The 16,252-nt window shown below is 70.5% G+C and carries 10 protein-coding genes; 3 read left to right on the plus strand and 7 right to left on the minus strand.

The genetic code is table 11. The features are described from left to right. Positions 1-58: 58 nt before the first annotated feature. The gene (locus ACIBG4_RS34395; protein WP_397205744.1) at positions 59-1,270 is read right to left on the minus strand and encodes an ROK family protein; all 1,212 of its coding nucleotides are present in this window, start codon (positions 1,268-1,270) and stop codon (positions 59-61) included. Between the two features lie 192 nt (positions 1,271-1,462). On the opposite strand from ACIBG4_RS34395, the gene ACIBG4_RS34400 reads away from it, so the two are divergent. The 3 genes from ACIBG4_RS34400 to ACIBG4_RS34410 are packed head-to-tail and all read left to right on the plus strand — an operon-like array spanning position 1,463 to position 5,035. After that, on the plus strand, positions 1,463-3,142 hold the full coding sequence (locus tag ACIBG4_RS34400) for an extracellular solute-binding protein (RefSeq protein ID WP_397205746.1): 1,680 nt from the start codon (positions 1,463-1,465) through the stop codon (positions 3,140-3,142). Then, positions 3,135-4,142, plus strand: a complete 1,008-nt coding sequence (locus tag ACIBG4_RS34405) for an ABC transporter permease (protein WP_397205748.1) — start codon at positions 3,135-3,137, stop codon at positions 4,140-4,142. Before ACIBG4_RS34400 ends, ACIBG4_RS34405 begins: the two co-directional genes overlap by 8 nt. After that, a complete protein-coding gene (locus ACIBG4_RS34410) occupies positions 4,139-5,035 on the plus strand; it encodes a carbohydrate ABC transporter permease (protein ID WP_397205750.1) in 897 nt (298 codons plus the stop codon). Before ACIBG4_RS34405 ends, ACIBG4_RS34410 begins: the two co-directional genes overlap by 4 nt. Positions 5,036-5,063: 28 nt before the next feature. On the opposite strand, the gene ACIBG4_RS34415 is transcribed toward ACIBG4_RS34410, so the two are convergent. The 6 genes from ACIBG4_RS34415 to ACIBG4_RS34440 form a co-directional block, all read right to left on the minus strand. Continuing rightward, a complete protein-coding gene (locus ACIBG4_RS34415) occupies positions 5,064-7,748 on the minus strand; it encodes a cellulose binding domain-containing protein (RefSeq protein WP_397205752.1) in 2,685 nt (894 codons plus the stop codon). A gap of 172 nt (positions 7,749-7,920) precedes the next feature. Continuing rightward, positions 7,921-10,812 carry a glycoside hydrolase family 3 C-terminal domain-containing protein gene (locus ACIBG4_RS34420; protein WP_397205754.1) on the minus strand — a complete coding sequence of 964 codons (2,892 nt, stop codon included), beginning with the start codon at positions 10,810-10,812 and terminating at the stop codon, positions 7,921-7,923. A gap of 21 nt (positions 10,813-10,833) precedes the next feature. Then, positions 10,834-11,658: a carbohydrate ABC transporter permease gene (locus ACIBG4_RS34425; RefSeq protein ID WP_310708310.1), complete on the minus strand. Its 825-nt coding sequence runs from the start codon at positions 11,656-11,658 to the stop codon at positions 10,834-10,836. Continuing rightward, positions 11,655-12,518: a carbohydrate ABC transporter permease gene (locus tag ACIBG4_RS34430; RefSeq protein WP_397205756.1), complete on the minus strand. Its 864-nt coding sequence runs from the start codon at positions 12,516-12,518 to the stop codon at positions 11,655-11,657. The genes ACIBG4_RS34425 and ACIBG4_RS34430 overlap by 4 nt, the downstream gene beginning before the upstream one ends. After that, positions 12,519-13,832: an ABC transporter substrate-binding protein gene (locus tag ACIBG4_RS34435; RefSeq protein ID WP_397205758.1), complete on the minus strand. Its 1,314-nt coding sequence runs from the start codon at positions 13,830-13,832 to the stop codon at positions 12,519-12,521. It lies immediately after the preceding gene. Then, entirely contained in the window at positions 13,829-16,126 is a 2,298-nt protein-coding gene (locus ACIBG4_RS34440; RefSeq protein ID WP_397205760.1) for a TIM-barrel domain-containing protein, read from the minus strand. Before ACIBG4_RS34440 ends, ACIBG4_RS34435 begins: the two co-directional genes overlap by 4 nt. Positions 16,127-16,252 lie beyond the last annotated feature (126 nt).

A 16,252-nucleotide genomic window follows, 5' to 3' on the forward strand; every position in this document is an offset into this window, starting at 1 on the left:
GGATTTCGGGGGGTTCCCTGAAGGGTGCCCGTCCCCGTGACCGAGGTCAAGAGTCAGGTCAGGAGATTCGCGATATTGCGCCGGGCAGCCGGCCCGAGTCGACCGAGTCGAGCACCCGGGCCGCGCCGCCCAGCGCCGCCGCGTCGAGGCCGAGCGTCGAGGCCACGACCTCGCAGCCCCCTCCCCCCGGCGCGATCGCCCGGCCCGACACCTCCTCCCGCACCGCCGGCAGCAGCCACGGCGCGAGCGGCACGTAGTAGCCGCCGAGGACGACGACCTCGGGGTTGAGCAGGTTGGCCAGGACGGACACGCCCCGGCCGAGGCCGCGGCCGGCGGCGTCGAGGGCGGCCAGGGTGCCGGGGTGGCCGGCGCGGGCGGAGCGTACGGCGTCCTCGATCTCGACGGGGATCTGGCTCGGCGACAGGTCGCGGCGCAGGATGGCGCCGATGCCGGCGACGGCCTCCAGGCAGCCGCGGCGCCCGCAGCGGCACGCGGGGCCGTCGGGGTCGAGCTGCACATGGCCGATCTCGCCGCTGTAGCCGAGGCCGCCGCGGCGCAGCCGCCCGTCGAGGATGATGCCGGCGCCCACCCCGATCTCGCCGGTCAGGTAGACGAGGTCGGCGGCGCCGGCGCGGGCGCCGAAGCGCTGCTCGGCCAGGGCGGCGAGGTTGGCGTCGTTGTCCACCTGGACGGCGAAGCCGGGATCGCGGAGCGCCTTGGCCAGGTCGCCGGCGAGGTCGGCGTCGCGCCAGCCGAGGTTGGGCGCGATGCGCACGACGCCCTGCACGTCGACCAGGCCGGGCACGGCCACGGCCAGTCCGAGCACCTGCCGCTCCTCGCGGGCCATGCGGGCGACGACGCGCCTGACGATGGCGGCGACGGCGGCCACGTCCTGGCTGGCGGACCCGCCGGCGGCGAAGGCGCGGCGCCAGGTGAGCAGCCGCTCCCCCGCGAGGCCGGTGGCGACCGCGGAGACGTGGTCGACGTTGATCTCGATGCCGATGGCGGCGTACGGCGAGCCGTCGAGGACGAGCATCGTGGCCGGGCGGCCGACGCGGTTCTCGGTGAGGCCGGTCTCCCGCACCAGACGGCGGTCGATGAGGTCGGCGACGAGGCTGGAGACCGTCGCCTTGTTCAGCCCGGTCGAGGCCGCGATGTCGGCGCGCGAGCACGGCGCGTGCTCGCGCACGAAGCGCAGCACCACCGCGAGGTTGGTCGCGCGCACATCGGCGAAGTCGGCCGGCTGAGGGCCGGTCGTGGATGTGATCAAAATCAGCCCCGTTCCCGCCAAGGAGGTGTCCCCAGCATGCCGTATCGCGGGCGCCCTTCACCAACCTGTGACCCGGGCGCTCCCTTGTGGCCGCGGTCACACTCCACTAATTTGTTTGGTCGGAAGACGAACTAATTCTAACCGCGATGTCACCTGCCTCGACAACCCCTGAACAGGCGAAGGGAGCGCGCCGTGACACTTCCCGCTCAAGGCGCTTCGACCACCCGGCGCGGATTCCTCGGACTGGTGGGCCTGACGGCAGCGGGGATGCTGTCGGCCTGCAGCGCGCCCAGCACCCCCCGGCCCGGCTCCGGCGGCGCCACCGCCGCCGCCGGGGACAAGCTCAAGACCCTCACGCCCACCTACGTGCCCTTCGCCGGCGTCAAGCCCGACCTGCCCGGCACCACGTCCAACCTGCCCGGCGTCCCCGACATCAGCGGCGGGTTCAGCTCCTACCCGGCCGACCCGGTGCCCGCGCTCGCCCGAAAGGCCGGCAAGGGCGGCAGCTACAAGGCCATGACCCCGCTGTGGGGCCCTCCGCCGCCCGGCCTGGCGAGCAACTCCTACTTCCAGGCGGTCAACGCCGACATCGGCGCCACCGTGGAGTTCCAGATCACCGACGGCGTCACGTACGTCGACAAGGCCATCGCCCGGCTCGCGGCCCGCGACATCCCGGACCTCATGGTCATCCCGAACTGGGAGATCGAGAAGATGGCCGACTTCAACAAGGCCGTCGACCAGGCCTTCGAGGACCTGACGCCGTACCTCCAGGGCGACCGGGTCAAGACGTACGCGCTGCTGGCCAACCTGCCCACGGCCGCCTGGCAGTGGTCGGTGTGGAACGGCAAGCTGATGGCGGTGCCGTACCCCACCGAGCCGTACCCGTACGGGCTGCTCTACCGCAAGGACCTGTTCGACAAGAACGGCTGGAACCAGAATCCCAAGAACGCCGAGGAGCTCTACCAGCTCGGCAAGGAGATCACCGACGCGAAGGCCAAGCGGTGGGCGTTCGGCGACATCCACGAGATGGCCTGGCCGATCTTCAAGGTGCCGCAGGAGTGGCGCTACGAGGGCGGCAAGCTGGTCCACAAGTACGAGACGCCCGAGTTCGAGCTCATGCTCGCCTGGATGCGCAAGCTGTTCGCCGAGGAGCTGATCCACCCGAGCGTCACCAGCAGCAAGGGCGCCAACGAGAAGGAGCTCATCGGCGCGGGCCAGATCGTGATCTACCGGGACGGCTTCGGCGGCTGGAAGGAGCTGCTCCAGCAGCACCGGCCCAAGAACCCCGGCTTCGCGATGGGCGTCTTCCCCCTCTTCTCGCACGACGGCAGCAAGCCGATCATGTACCACAACAACGCGGCCGGCATCTTCACCTTCATCAAGAAGGGCCTGCCCGAGGCGCAGGTGGAGGAGCTGCTGTCGATCCTCGACTGGTGCGCGGCGCCGTACGGCACCAAGGAGTACGAGCTGTCCACCTACGGGGTCAAGGGCAAGCACTTCGAGCTCGGCTCCGACGGCGTGCCCAAGCCGACCGAGCTCGGCACCAAGGAGGTCGCCTACACCTACGGCTTCCTCGGCGGGCGCCCGCTGTACGTGGACTGGCCGTTCCCGGACGCGGTGCGGGCCAACCTGGCCTGGCAGAACGCCTCGTTCCCGTACATCGAGAAGACCCCGTTCGACGGCATCCGGATCCAGCGGCCGGGCAAGTTCGCGGGCCTGCAGGTGCCGACGGAGGACAAGTTCACGGACATCATGCGCGGGCGGCGGCCCGTCAGCGACGTCAAGCAGATCGCGGCCGAGTGGCGGCGCGACGGCGGCGACGAGGCCCGCGCGTTCTACCTGAAGGTCCTGCAGGACAACGGTCGTGCTTAGGGACTCCGTAGACTCCGGGGCGGCGGGTGACCTGACCGCGCCCGCCGCCCCGGACACCACAGCAGCGAGCGGCACGGGCGCAGCCCGCCCGGCGAGCCTGCGGGCCCGGCTGCGGCGCGACTGGCAGCTCCTGCTGATGACGGTCCCGGCGATCGGGCTGCTGATCGTCTTCCACTACGTGCCGCTGCTCGGCAACGTGATCGCCTTCCAGGACTACTCGCCGTACGTGGGCGTCAAGGACAGCCCGTGGGTGGGGATCGCGAACTTCCAGTGGCTCATGCTGGACGAGAGCTTCTGGGACGCGACGCTCAACACGCTGACCATCACCGCCTTCCAGCTCGTCTTCTACTTCCCGGTGCCGATCGTGCTGGCGCTCCTGCTGGACAGCGTGATCCGGCCCCGGCTGCGGCTGCTGCTCCAGAGCATCGTGTACATGCCGCACTTCTTCTCGTGGGTGCTGGTCGTGACGCTGTTCCAGCAGATGTTCGGCGGGGCCGGGCTGCTGGCGCAGATCCTGCGCGACCACGGCCACTCCGGCCTCGACATCATGACAAATCCGGATACGTTCTTGCTGCTCGTCACCAGCGAGACCATCTGGAAGGACGCCGGCTGGGGCGCCATCATCTTCCTGGCCGCGCTCGCCGCGATCGACCAGAACCTGTACGAGGCGGCGGCGGTGGACGGCGCCGGCCGCCTGCGGCGCATGTGGCACGTCACGCTGCCCGGCCTGCGCCCGGTGGTCATCCTGCTGCTCATCCTGCGGCTGGGCGACGCGCTCAACGTCGGCTTCGAGCAGTTCTTCATCCAGCGCGACGCGGTGGGCCGCGACGCGGCCGAGGTGCTCGACACGTTCGTCTACTGGCGCACGCTGCTGACCGGCGAGTGGAGCTACGGCGCGGCGGCGGGCCTGGTCAAGGGCGTGGTCGGGCTCATCCTCATCCTGGTGGCCAACAAGGTCGCCCACCGGTTCGGCGAGCAGGGAATCTACAAGAGATCATGAATGCGGCATCCTGGGCGGAGCGGCCCACCGTGATCGGCCGGACGGGGAAGACGGCCGTGCTGGCCGCGATCGTCGTCGCCGTCGTCTTCCCCGTGTACATGGTGGTGGTGACCAGCCTGTCGACACAGGAGGAGGTCACCCGGGCGGGCGGCCTGGTGACCGTGCCGGGCGAGCTGTCGTTCGCCGCCTACGAGGAGCTGTTCGCCGGCGGCGTGGTGACGCGGGCCGTGCTGGTGAGCCTGGGCGTGACGGTGGTGGGCACGCTGCTCAGCCTGGCCGTCACCACGCTCGCCGCGTACGGGCTGTCGCGGCCCGGCTCGCTGCTGCACCGCCCGCTGCTGTTCCTGGTCCTGCTGACGTTCCTGTTCGGGCCGGGGCTGATCCCGAAGTACCTGGTGGTCAGCGGGCTCGGGCTGATCGACTCGTACTGGTCGCTGATCCTGCCGGTGGCGGTCACGGCGTTCAACCTGGTGGTGATGCGGGCGTTCTTCATGAGCATCCCGGGCGAGGTCACCGACAGCGCGCGCATCGACGGGGCGAGCGAGTTCACGATCCTGCGGCGGATCGTGCTGCCGATGTCCCGGGGCGTGATCGCGGTGATCGGGCTGCTGTACGCCGTCGGGTACTGGAACGCGTTCTTCGACGCCGTGCTCTACCTGAACGACACGGCCAAGTGGCCGCTCCAGCTCGTGCTGCGGCAGTACGTCTACCAGGGCCAGTCGATGTTCGTGGGCCAGAGCGCCGACGTGGTGGCCGCCGGGCAGAGCCCGCCGCCGAACCTGGCGATCCAGATGTCGATCGTGGTGATCGCGCTGGTGCCGGTGCTGTTCGTCTACCCGTTCGTGCAGCGGCACTTCACCAAGGGCGTGCTCATCGGAGCGGTCAAGGGGTGACCGGGCCGTCCCGGTCACCCCTGTCAGGTCACGACGCCGCGCAGGTCACGACCGGGTTGGTGTTGGTGCCGGTGAAGGTGGCGTTGAAGCCGAACGAGGTGGTCGCGTTCGGCTGGAGGGCGCCGTTGTAGCCCGCGTTGGTCACGGTGACGGCGGCGCCGGACTGGCTCAGCGTGCCGCTCCACAGCTGGCTGATCTTCTGGTCGCCGCCGTACGTCCAGGTGACCTTCCAGCCGGTGGTGGCCGCGGAGCCGGTGTTCTTGACCGTGACCTCGGCCCCGAAACCGCCGGGCCACTGGTTGCCGACGGTGTAGGTGGCGGTGCACCCGTTCCCCGTCGTCGGGGTCACGGTCGGGGTGACCGTGGGAGTCACGGTCGGGGTGACGGTCGGGGTGACGGTGGGGGTGACGGTGGGCGTGACCGTCGGGGTCGGGCCGGTGCGGTCGCCGTAGATGATCCCGCGGCCGTTCGTGCCCAGGTAGACCCGGCCGTAGATCCTCGGGTCACCGGTCAGGGCCTCGCCCATGTTGCCGTACTGGTGCTTGTCGTCGTTGATCCGCACCCAGGCCGAGCCCGCGTCGTCCGACCGGAACAGGCCGGCGACGCCGTCGATCGTGGCCACCGCGAACACCGCCGGGTAGCTCTGGCCGGGGGCCGCCTTGCCGAAGCCGACGTTGGTCGCGCCGGAGACGTTGCCGAGCCGGGTGAAGGCCGCGCCGCCGTTCGTGGAGTGGAACAGGCCCGTCTCGCCGGCCAGCCACACGTCGCCCTCCTTGCCGGGCAGCGCCTTGACGTGGACCGTGCCGGTGGCGGGCAGGCCGGTCGCGGCCGTGGCGGTGAACGTGGCGCCGCCGTTGGTGCTGAGGTAGAGGCGCCCGCCGCTGTAGCCGTAGAACGTCATCGGGTTGACCCGGTCTGACTCGACGATCGCGCCCGTGGGCAGGCCCTGCGCCTGCTGCCACGAGTTGCCGTAGCCCACCGAGTAGACCGGGGTGACGCCCTTGGGCGCCCACACGAAGCGGGAGCCGTCGGCCGCGGCGGCCACCGTGCCGCCCTCGTCGATCCCGCCGGGCTCGGTGCCCTGGAACCAGTTCGCGCCGCCGTCCGTGGAGAAGGCCACGTGGCTGTCGTTGGGACGGTCGGAGTCCTTGAAGTTCCCCGCCCGCACCATGATCGACGGGGACTTCTCCGCGTAGTCCAGGCTGGTGGTCGTGGTGAAGACGGGTGAGGTGAACATCATCGGCGGCACGGCGTCCAGGTTGGTGTGCCGGAAGCCGCCGATGTCACCGAGGCCGCTGACCAGCGGGGCGCCGCTGGGCGGGCTGATCAGGTCGAGCACCGCGGTCTCCTCCAGGCCCCTGGCCATGGGCCGGATGGTGAACTGGCCGCCCGAGTCCCACTTGGTGAGGTCCTCGGTGCCGTAGAGCGTCGCGCCGGTGCCGTACATCATGCGGTTGGAGTCGAACGGGTCGATCTCCAGCGACTCGGTCATCCAGCCGAGCTTGGGCGCCACCTCGGGCGGCTGCGGGTTGGCGCCGAAGGTCAGCCACGGGTTCTCGGAGATGTCCTGCTTGTAGCGGAAGCTGCGACTGGGGTACGAGGTCCAGTCCCACACGCGGGTCCAGGTGGCGCCCGAGTCGGTGGACCGGAAGAAGATCACGTCCGGCCACCAGGAGATCTGGGTGGCGACCATGAGCGTGCCCGGCTTCTGCCGGTCCAGGGTCAGGCCGCTGTAGCCGAAGTAGTCGTCGGAGCTGGACGACGGGATCGGGCTGACCTGGGTCCAGACGCCGGTGGCGGTGGCGTAGCGCCACACGTCGCCCTTGGCCCCGTCGTACGGCCCGCCGGTGTCGCTGGTGGCGATGAACAGGTAGCCGTTGGCGGTGTCGAGCACGCCCTTGTGCGCCAGGTAGCCGGTCGGCTGGCCGGGCACCCGCTGCCAGGTCGCGCCGGCGTCGGTGGTGCGGTAGACGCTGTTGGCCTTGTCGGCCACGCCCACGTAGATCGTCTTGGTGGCGGCGCCCTTGGCGGAGGAGCGCGGGTCGTAGGTCACCCAGACCACGCCCGGCCGGTGGCTCAGGTAGCCGTTGGGGTCGCTCGGGTCCTGGGCGTAGTCGCCGGCGTTGGGGAAGCTCGTCACCTTGGCCCAGGTGGCGCCGTAGTCGGTGCTGCGCCACAGGCCGTTGCCGTTGGGGGTGCCGAGGTAGAGGACGCTGTTCTTGTTCGGGTCGACGGACAGCGCCTCGCCCATGCCGCGGCCCGGCATGTTGCCGCCGAGCTTGAACGGCAGCGGCGTCGCCTGCCAGGTCGCGCCCTTGTCCGTGGAGCGCAGGATCGCGCCGTTGTTCGGGTCCCAGGAGTTGGTGTACATGCCGGCCGCGACGTACACGCGGTTGGTGTCGACGGGGTCGGTGGCGAGGCTGACCACGCCGTTGTAGCCCCACTTGTCCCATCCGGCCCAGTCGAGGAGCGGCGTCCAGGACTTGGTGGACTGGTTCCAGCGGTAGGCGCCGCCGATGTCGGTGCGGGCGTAGACGAGGTTGCGCTCGGTGGGGTTGAAGACGATGCCGGGGACGAAGCCGCCGCCGTCGATCCTGACGTTCTTGAACGCGTAGGGATCGGCGGCGACGGCGGACACCGGCGCCATCCTGACGACGACCGCCGCGAGGGCGACGGCGACGATCAGGAGCGTGCTGAACAACCGTCTTGGCATGGGGGTTACCCTTTCCGGGCACGCGTGCCCAAAGGTGCCGCCCGCCCGGATGGCCTCCATGCACGACCAGGTCTGGGGGACCCTGACCGTCGCCTTCGCCTTCGCGCATGAGCCTCGACCTTGAGGCTCACACACGTCTCACGTCAGGTCAATAGTTTGGACTCACAACCAATCATCGGGTGAGGCGCAGGTCCCTGAGCCGCAGGTCGCCCTTGAAGACGACGTACAGGTCACCCTTGCCGGGCTTCACCGTGGCGCTCGCCGTGCCGTACCGGTAGACGTCGCCGGTCGCCGGCGCCTGGACGGTGCCGAGCAGGGCGCCGGTGGGCGAGCCGAGCCGCAGCTCGACGGAGCCGCCGCTCACCGAGGCGACGCCCGCGGTGAGGCGGGACCCCCAGGAGGAGCCGGTGAAGGAGATCCAGTTCCCCGCGGAGCCGGCCACGACCTCGCCGCGGACCTTCGTCTCGTCGGCGAACTCCACACCGGAGTAGCCGTCGAAGTCCATGGCGCGCGTGGCCTGCGTGAGGTCCCGGACCGGGACGGTCTCGCCGGTCACCTGGAGCGTCGTCCGGGCGCGGACCTGCTCGGACGACGACCCCACGAGCACGTCGTGCGCGGCCGTCTCGACGACCCACCGGCCGCGCGTGTGGTCCCACACGGCCAGGTCGGACCGCTTCAGGGGGAACGTCACCGTCCTGCTCTCGCCGGGGCCCAGCGCGACCCGCTGGAAGCCGCGCAACTGCTCGACCGGCTGCGGGAAGCGGGAGCGCCGCTGGTGGGTGTAGAGCTGGACGACCTCCTCGCCCTTCACCTTGCCGGTGTTGGTGACCTTGACGCTGACCTGCTCGCCCTGGACGCGCAGGCCCTGGTAGCCGAAGGTGGTGTAGCTGAGGCCGTGGCCGAAGGGGTAGAGCGGCCGGCCCCGCTGGTACAGGTACGTCATGCCGGTCCTGACCAGGTCGTAGTCGTGGATGCTCGGCAGCTTGTCGGTGGCGTACCACGTCTGGGTGAGCCGCCCGGCCGGGTTGACGTCGCCGAAGAGCACGTCGGCGACCGCGTGGCCGGTCTCGGCGCCGGCGTGGGTGGTCCACAGCAGCGTCGGCGCGTCCACGATGACGGGGTAGCTGGTCTCCAGGACGACCACGGTCCGCGGGTTGGCCTTGCGAACCGCCTCGATCAGCCGCCGCTGCCCCTCGCCGAGCTGAAGATTGTCCCGGTCGTGGAACTCGCGGGCCGCCACGAACGGGTGGCTGCCGACCACCACGACCGCCACCTCGGCCTTGCGGGCCTGCTCGGCCGCCGCGGCGACGCCGTCGGAGACGACCTCCTTGGCGAAGCGGGCCGCCTGCGCCTTCGGGGCCAGGCCGGGGGTGCCGTCGGCGTTCACGCTCACGTACGGGTCGGGCAGGCCGTACCAGCTCTCGACGCTCTCGTAGCCGGCGTACCTGACCAGGTAGGAGCCGTCGGCCTGCCGCTCCAGGGCGAACTGCTGCTGGACGTACCAGCCGTCGGGCTCGGCGTCGTCGGTGTCGAGGGAGCGCCAGTCGCCGCCGAGGAGCTTGCCGTTGCCCGCGTTGCGCAGCGTGGACACGCCGCCGGTCCAGTCGGTCAGGTCCCACTGCGAGGCGGGGGTGGGGGCGGTGTCGGTGAGCGCGACGTTGTCGTCCGGGCCGGAGCCGGTGGCGGTGAGGTACCTGCCGGAGCCGAGGTGCTTGAGCGCGATCCGCTCCAGCCCGGCGCCACTCGTGACGTCGGCGACGCGCTCCTTGATCCCGTCGAGCGGGGTCACCTGGTAGGGCGGCTGCCCGCCGTACCAGTCGCGGTAGAGGCGGTCGGCCAGCGGGCCGACGACGGCGGCGCTCTTCGGGCTCGCCAGCGGCAGCACACCGGAGTTGCGCAGCAGCACGGCCGCCTTGCCGGCGGTCTCGCGGTTCAGCTTCCGGTGCGCGGGGCTGTCGATCACGTCCTTGGTGATCTTCTTGTACGGCCCGCCGTCCGGGTCGAAGTGGCCGAGCCGGAACCTGATCGACAGCACGTGCCGCACGGCGTCGTCCACGTCGGCCTGGGTGATGAGGCCGCGGTCCAGGGCGGTCGAGAGGAGCTGGGCGGTCGGCCCCGCGTTGCTGTCGTCCACGGTGTAGCTGTCGAGGCCGGCCTTGAGCACGGCGGCGAACGCCTCGGCCTTGTCGTCGTAGTACTTCTCCTGCTCGGTCAGCGCGTACGGGCCCCAGGCGTCGCTGACGTTGTAGAGCGTCTTGCCCGTCCACGACCGGACGGCCTCGTCCAGGTCGGGGTTGACGTGGTTGGGCCGGCCGTTGACCAGGTTGTAGGAGGCCATCACGCCGGTCGCGGCGTCGGCCGAGATCGCGGCCCGGAACGCCTTCTGGTAGTACTCGTTCCTCAGCTTGGGCGTCAGGTTGGAGGAGGTGACGCCGCGGTTGGTCTCGTTGTTGTAGGCGAGGTAGTGCTTCAGCACCGGCGCGGTCTTCAGGTAGAACGGGTCGTCGCCCTGCAGGCCCTTGCCGTACGCGGTGGAGATGGCGCCGGTCAGCAGCGGGTCCTCGGAGTAGCCCTCCTCGTTGCGGCCGGCCCGCGGGTCGCGCAGCAGGTCCACGACCGGAGCCCACACCTGGAGCCCCCACAGCGTCGGGTTGACGGCGTTGTAGCCGCGCGCCTCGTCGCCCACGGCCGCGCCGACCCGCTTGACCAGCTCCGGGTCCCACGTGCTGGCCAGCCCGACGGCCTGCGGGAAGACGGTGCCGCTCGCGAACTTCTGCTTCCAGCCGTCGTCGAGGTCGTTGGACCAGCCGACGCCGTGCAGCGCCTCGGTGCCGTTCTTGTGGTACGGGATGCCGAGGCGCGGGATCGCCTGCTGCGACTGGTGCAGCAGGCCCAGCTTCTCGGGCAGGGTGAGCCGGCCGAGCAGGTCGTCGACGCGCTGCTCCAGCGGCAGGGCCGGATCACGGAAGGGCGGCTCGTCGGCCGCCTGCGCGGGCGCGGAGAGGAACGACGCCGCCAGCGCGAGGGCGGCCAGCAGGGGGGTGCGGCGTAAGCGTAGGGGCATGGATTCTCCAGAGCGGGAGGCTCACTTGACGGCGCCGACCGTGACGCCTCGGGTGAGCGTTCGTTGGAAGATCAGGAAGAACGCGACCGCCGGGACGATGCCGAGCAGCGCCGAGGCGCTGGACATGGTGGCGTCCATGTACTTCTCGCCCTGCAGGACGCCGAGGGCGACGGGCACCGTCTGGTTGTCGTTGGAGATGAGGAAGATCAGTGGCAGGAAGAACTCGTTCCACGTCCAGATGAAGAAGAAGATCACCAGGACGCTGAGCGTGGGGCGGCTGATGGGCACCACGATCCGCCACAGGGCCCGGAAGCGGCCCGCGCCGTCGATGGCCGCCGCCTCCAGGATCTCCCTGGGGAACTGGCCGAGCACGGCGCTGAGCAGGTAGGTGCCGAACGCCGCCTGGATCGCGGTGAACACGATGATCACCGCGAGCTTGGAGTCGTAGAGGCCCACCTCCTTCGACAGGTAGTAGAGGGGGTAGGCCAGCGCCTCCTGCGGCAGGGTGTTGCCCACGAGGAACAGCACGAGGATCCACAGCCGGCCGCGCACCCGCCCGATGCCCAGCGCGTACGCGTTGAGCACCGACAGCACGACGGCGAGCACCGCCACCGAGGCGCTGATGACGAAGCTGTTCCAGAGCTTGCCGCCGAAGTTCACGCGCTGCCAGAAGTCGGCGATGCCCTGGAGGTACAGCTCGCCCGGCAGGCTCAGCGGCCCCTCCGCGCCGTACTCCGCCGGCGACTTGACCGCGTTGACCGCCACGATGAGGAACGGGAACAGCATGACCGCGGCCAGCAGGACGAGCGCCGCCAGCACGGCCCACCGGCCCGGCCCCGCCCTCATCGCTCACGCTCCTGCACGCGCAGGAACAGGAACGTCACCACGATGATGATCAGGGCCAGCACCGTGGCGATGGCCGAGCCGTACCCGACGTTGCTCTTCTGGAAGAAGTTCAGGTACGAGAAGTACGAGGGCACCATCGTGGCGTTGCCCGGCCCGCCGCGCGTGAGCACGTAGATCGGCCCGAACACCTTGAGCGCCGCGATCGTGCAGGTCAGCAGCACCACGAACGTCTCCGGCCGGATCTGCGGGATCGTGATGTGCCAGAACCTGCGCCACCACGACGCCCCGTCGATCTGCGCCGCCTCGTGCAGGGCCGGGTCCACCCGCTGGAGCCCGGCCATGAAGATGACCACGGGGTAGCCGAGCTGGAACCACACCATGACGGCCATCACCGTGGCCAGCGCGAGGTCGGGGTCGCCGAGCCAGTCCAGCTCGAGGCCGAAGATCTGGTTGACCGCGCCGTACGACGGGTGCAGCATCCACCCCCACACCACTCCGGCCACCGCCACGGGCAGCACCTGCGGCAGGTAGTACGCGGCCCGCAGCGCGGCCGCCGTACGGGAGCCGAACCTGCGCCCGATGTAGTCGAACAGGACGGCCGCCAGCACCAGGCCGAGCGCCGTCGGGACGACCGCCATGGCCACGATGAGGCCTACGTTGTGCTGGAACGACTGCCAGAAGCGCTCGTCGCCCAGCAGCCGCGTGTAGTTGTCCAGGCCGATCCAGCGCGGCGTGCCCACGCCGGACCAGCGGGTGAAGCTCGTGGCGACGTTCATGAGGAACGGCGCCACGATCACGGCGAGGAACAGGACCAGACTGGGGACCAGGTACCACCAGTAGCCCTTGGTGCGAGCACGCATCTAGTTGCCGATGTCGGCGAGGTTGTCCTCGTACGGCTTGGCGAGCTCGTCCAGCACCTGGGCGGGCGTCTTGCTGCCGTTGACGAGGTTCTGCACGCCGGCCACCATCACGTCGTAGTAGCCGGGCGCCGGCCAGTCGGGGTAGAAGGCCAGCCCGTCGGCGGAGGTGAGCTTGTTGAAGCTCTCGATGAGCTCCTTGCTCTTCGGGTCGGTGATCGCGGCCGGGTCGGCGGCCACCGGGACGCCGCCGGAGTTGCCGAGCAGGTTCTGGATGTCCTTGCTCATCGTGATGTCGATGAAGTCGTAGGCGAGGTCCTTGTTCTCCGACTTCTCGGGCACGACCCACACGTTGCCGCTGGAGCCGGGCGACATGGTGGCGCCGGGGAACAGGAAGTGGCCCCACTCGAACTTCTTGATCTCGGAGGCGAACCGGCCGTACCACCAGCTCCCGCTGATCATCATGGGGTACGTGCCCTTCATGAAGGCCACGCCCATGTCCTCGGCCTTGAGCCCGGCCGAGTTCTTGTCGAGGTAGCCCTTCTTCACCCAGTCGGCCAGGGTCTGGGCGCCGTAGGTGAGCTCGGGCCCGTGGAAGTCCACCTTGCCCTTGTACGACTGGAAGGCGTCCACCCACGGCCGCTGCGCCTTGGTCAGCGCGAGCTGGTAGAAGATCTGCTGGGCGGGGTACTCGGCGCCGGCCGTGGCGACGGGCGTCACGCCGGCCTTGACGAACGTGTCCAGGGCCGCCGTGAGCTCGTCGAACGTGGTGGGCACCTTGACGCCGTGCTTGTCGAACAGCTCCTTGTTGTAGTAGACCATCACGAACTCGCCGTAGTTCGGCACGCCGTACCACTTGCCGGAGCCCATGACGCCCCGGTCGTCGTACTTCGCGGTCACCTGGAGGCCGCCCGGCAGCAGCTTGTCCCAGCCGCGCTTGGTGGCCTGCTCGCTCAGGTCGGCCAGCAGCCCCTGCTTGGACAGCAGGCCGGCCGTGGCGTTGCCCTTGTTGTACTCCATGACGTCGGGCGCCTCGTCGGAGTTGAGCACCATGCTGGCGGTCTTCTGGATCTGCTCGAAGCCCTTCTCCTCGAACTTCACGGTCACGCCGGGGTGCGACGCCTCGAACCGCTTGACCGCCTCGGCCCACGCCTTGCCCATGGCGCTGTCGGCGGTCTCGTAGTGCCAGAGCTTGAGCACGCGCGGCTGGCCGCTCGCGGCGCTCTTGCCGCCGTCGCCCGAGCCGCCCGAGCCTCCGCAGGCCGCGAGCACCAGCGCCACGGCGGCCAGCGCCGCGACGCCCATCGACTTGTTCATGATCTCTCCTGAGTGATGACGGCCCGACCGGGCGCGCCCTCCACCGGGGCGAACTCGACCGTGGCGATCCGTTTCGGTCCGGTGACGGCCACGCGCAGCGTGTCGCCGTCCCGGGTGGCCACGACGACGGTCTCGCCATCGGTGTCGTGGATCTCTGTACGGCTGTCGCCGCCCCCGAAGGCGACCAGGGTGAGCTCGGCCGGCGTGCCGACCGTGTCACCGGGGACGGTGACCGGGATGAGCGCGCCGTGCCGGACGAACAGCGGGACCTGCTCCAGCGGCTTGGCGACGGGGACGTATCGGGGGCCGGCCAGCACCTCGCCGGTCCAGTAGTCGACCCACTCGCCGCGCGGCAGGTAGACCTGGCGCGTGCCGTCCGGCGACGTCATGGGGGCGACGAGGAGGTCCCGCCCCAGCAGGTACTCCAGGTCGGCCTGCCAGGCGACCGGATCGTCCGGGTGGTCCACGCACAGGGCGCGCATCATCGGCGCGCCGGTCCTGGCCGCCTCGACGGCCGCCGAGTACAGGTACGGCATGAGCCGGTAGCGCAGCCGCAGCGCCTCGACCGCGTGCTTCTCGACCGCCGGGAACTCCCACGGCTCGCGGCTGGTCGTGCCGTGCAGGCGCAGCAGCGGCGACAGCGCGCCGAACTGGGTCCAGCGCACGTACAGGTCGTCGGTGGGGCGGCCGGTGAAGCCGCCCGCGTCGTGGCTCCAGAACGGCACGCCCGACAGGCCGTGCGCCAGACCGCCGCGCAGCGTGCTGCCCATGGCCGCGTAGCTGGTGTAGGTGTCGCCGCCCCACTGGGCGCTGTGCCGCTGGCCGCCGAGGAACGACGAGCGCGCCCAGACCAGGCCGTGCCCGTGGACCTCGCGGGTGACCTCGGCGACGGCGTCGTTGAACAGCAGCGTGTAGACGTTGTGCAGGTCGGTGCCGGTCATGCCGTTGAAGGCGACGGCGTCGCGCGGCACGCCCTCGGCGAAGTCGGTCTTGAACGCCTGCACGCCCTGCCGCAGGAGCGGGCGCAGCAGGCCCTGGAACCAGGCGACGGCCTCGGGGTTGGTGAAGTCGACGATGCCGCAGGGCGGGAACGAGCCGTGCCAGCAGTCGGCGACGTACGCCTCCCCCGCCGCCGTTTTCAGGAAATATCCGGCGTCGGCCGCTTCCAGGAAGGCGGGACTGAGGTGGGAGATGTAGGGGTTCATCCAGAGGCAGACCTTGAACCCCATGCCGTCCAGCTCCGCGAGCATCGCCTCCGGGTCCGGGAACGTCTCCGGGTCCCAGCGCAGGTCCGACCAGTGGCCCTCGGCCTGCCAGTACGTGTCCAGGTGGAGCACGTCGCACGGGATGCCCCGCTCCCGGATGGTGCGTGCCCGGGCGAGCACCCGCTCCTGGCTGTCCACGAAGAACCCCGAGGAGATCCAGGTGCCGAACGCCCACTTCGGCGGCAGCGCGGGCCGGCAGGTCAGCCGGTCGTACCGGTCGAGCACCTCCGGCGGGGTCGGCCCGGCCAGCACGTAGTAGTCGAGGACGTCGTCGGGCACGAGGACCTGCACGACGCTGTGGGTGGACTGGCACACGTCGAACTCCGCCGGGGCGCCGCTGTCGAGCAGCACGCCGTACCCCCTGCTCGACACGTACAGGGGCACGTTCTTGTACGCGCGCTGCGACTCGGCGCCGAAGGCGTCGAAGTTCCACATGACCGGGCGCTGCCCGCGCTTGTCCAGCGGCGTGAACGACTCGCCGAACCCGGCGAACGCCTCGTCGGGGGCCGCGCCGAAGCTCTCGTGATAGGCGGCCGGCGCGCCGCCCGCGGCGGAGCGGCCGAACGGCAGCGTGCGCATCCGCCCGCTGATGTCGGTGTGGCCCCGGTCCTGCTCGACGAGGGTCCGGCCGGAGGCGTCGGTGAAGCGCAGGTGCCACGGCGACAGGCTGATCTCGGCCCGCAGCGAGCCGGCGTCCACGACGATCGGGCCGCCGGGAACCGCCTCGGCCCGGGCCCCCTCGTACGTGCCGGGGGTGACGAGCGTGATGGCCCGTTCGGAGCGGGGGCGGGCGTCGGCGTCCTCGCTCAGCCGTACCCGGATCACGCCCTCACCGGCGACGCCGACCTGCACGACCAGGGTCTCCTCGGCGCTGGTGGTCGCCTTCAGCATGACGCCCGCCTCGCCCACGGCGACCGGCTCGGCGGCGGTCACCGCGGACAGGCCGCCCTCTCCGTGCTCGCGCACCGGCAGCTCGGGCGGGTCGGCGACAAAGTACTCGTGCGCGACCAGCGGGGGGCGGTACGGCATGGAGGCTCCTTCCACGGCTTGCGCCAGCTCGTGGATTAGTTTGCTGTCCATACCAACAAACGTCAACGATTCGGGGGCCCGGAATGTACGGTTCGCCGGATGACTACCGGGCGCGCCGCGCTGCTG

Origin of the sequence: Nonomuraea sp. NPDC050383 (assembly GCF_044459125.1) — a bacterium.
GTDB lineage: Bacteria > Actinomycetota > Actinomycetes > Streptosporangiales > Streptosporangiaceae > Nonomuraea.

Coding starts and splice junctions, on each gene's coding strand:
- ACIBG4_RS34410 (WP_397205750.1), top strand. CDS start 4,139: ATGAATGCGGCATCCTGGGCGGAGCGGCCCACCGTGATCGGCCGGACG.
- ACIBG4_RS34415 (WP_397205752.1), bottom strand. CDS start 7,748: ATGCCAAGACGGTTGTTCAGCACGCTCCTGATCGTCGCCGTCGCCCTC.
- ACIBG4_RS34420 (WP_397205754.1), bottom strand. CDS start 10,812: ATGCCCCTACGCTTACGCCGCACCCCCCTGCTGGCCGCCCTCGCGCTG.
- ACIBG4_RS34425 (WP_310708310.1), bottom strand. CDS start 11,658: ATGAGGGCGGGGCCGGGCCGGTGGGCCGTGCTGGCGGCGCTCGTCCTG.
- ACIBG4_RS34430 (WP_397205756.1), bottom strand. CDS start 12,518: ATGCGTGCTCGCACCAAGGGCTACTGGTGGTACCTGGTCCCCAGTCTG.
- ACIBG4_RS34435 (WP_397205758.1), bottom strand. CDS start 13,832: ATGAACAAGTCGATGGGCGTCGCGGCGCTGGCCGCCGTGGCGCTGGTG.
- ACIBG4_RS34440 (WP_397205760.1), bottom strand. CDS start 16,126: ATGCCGTACCGCCCCCCGCTGGTCGCGCACGAGTACTTTGTCGCCGAC.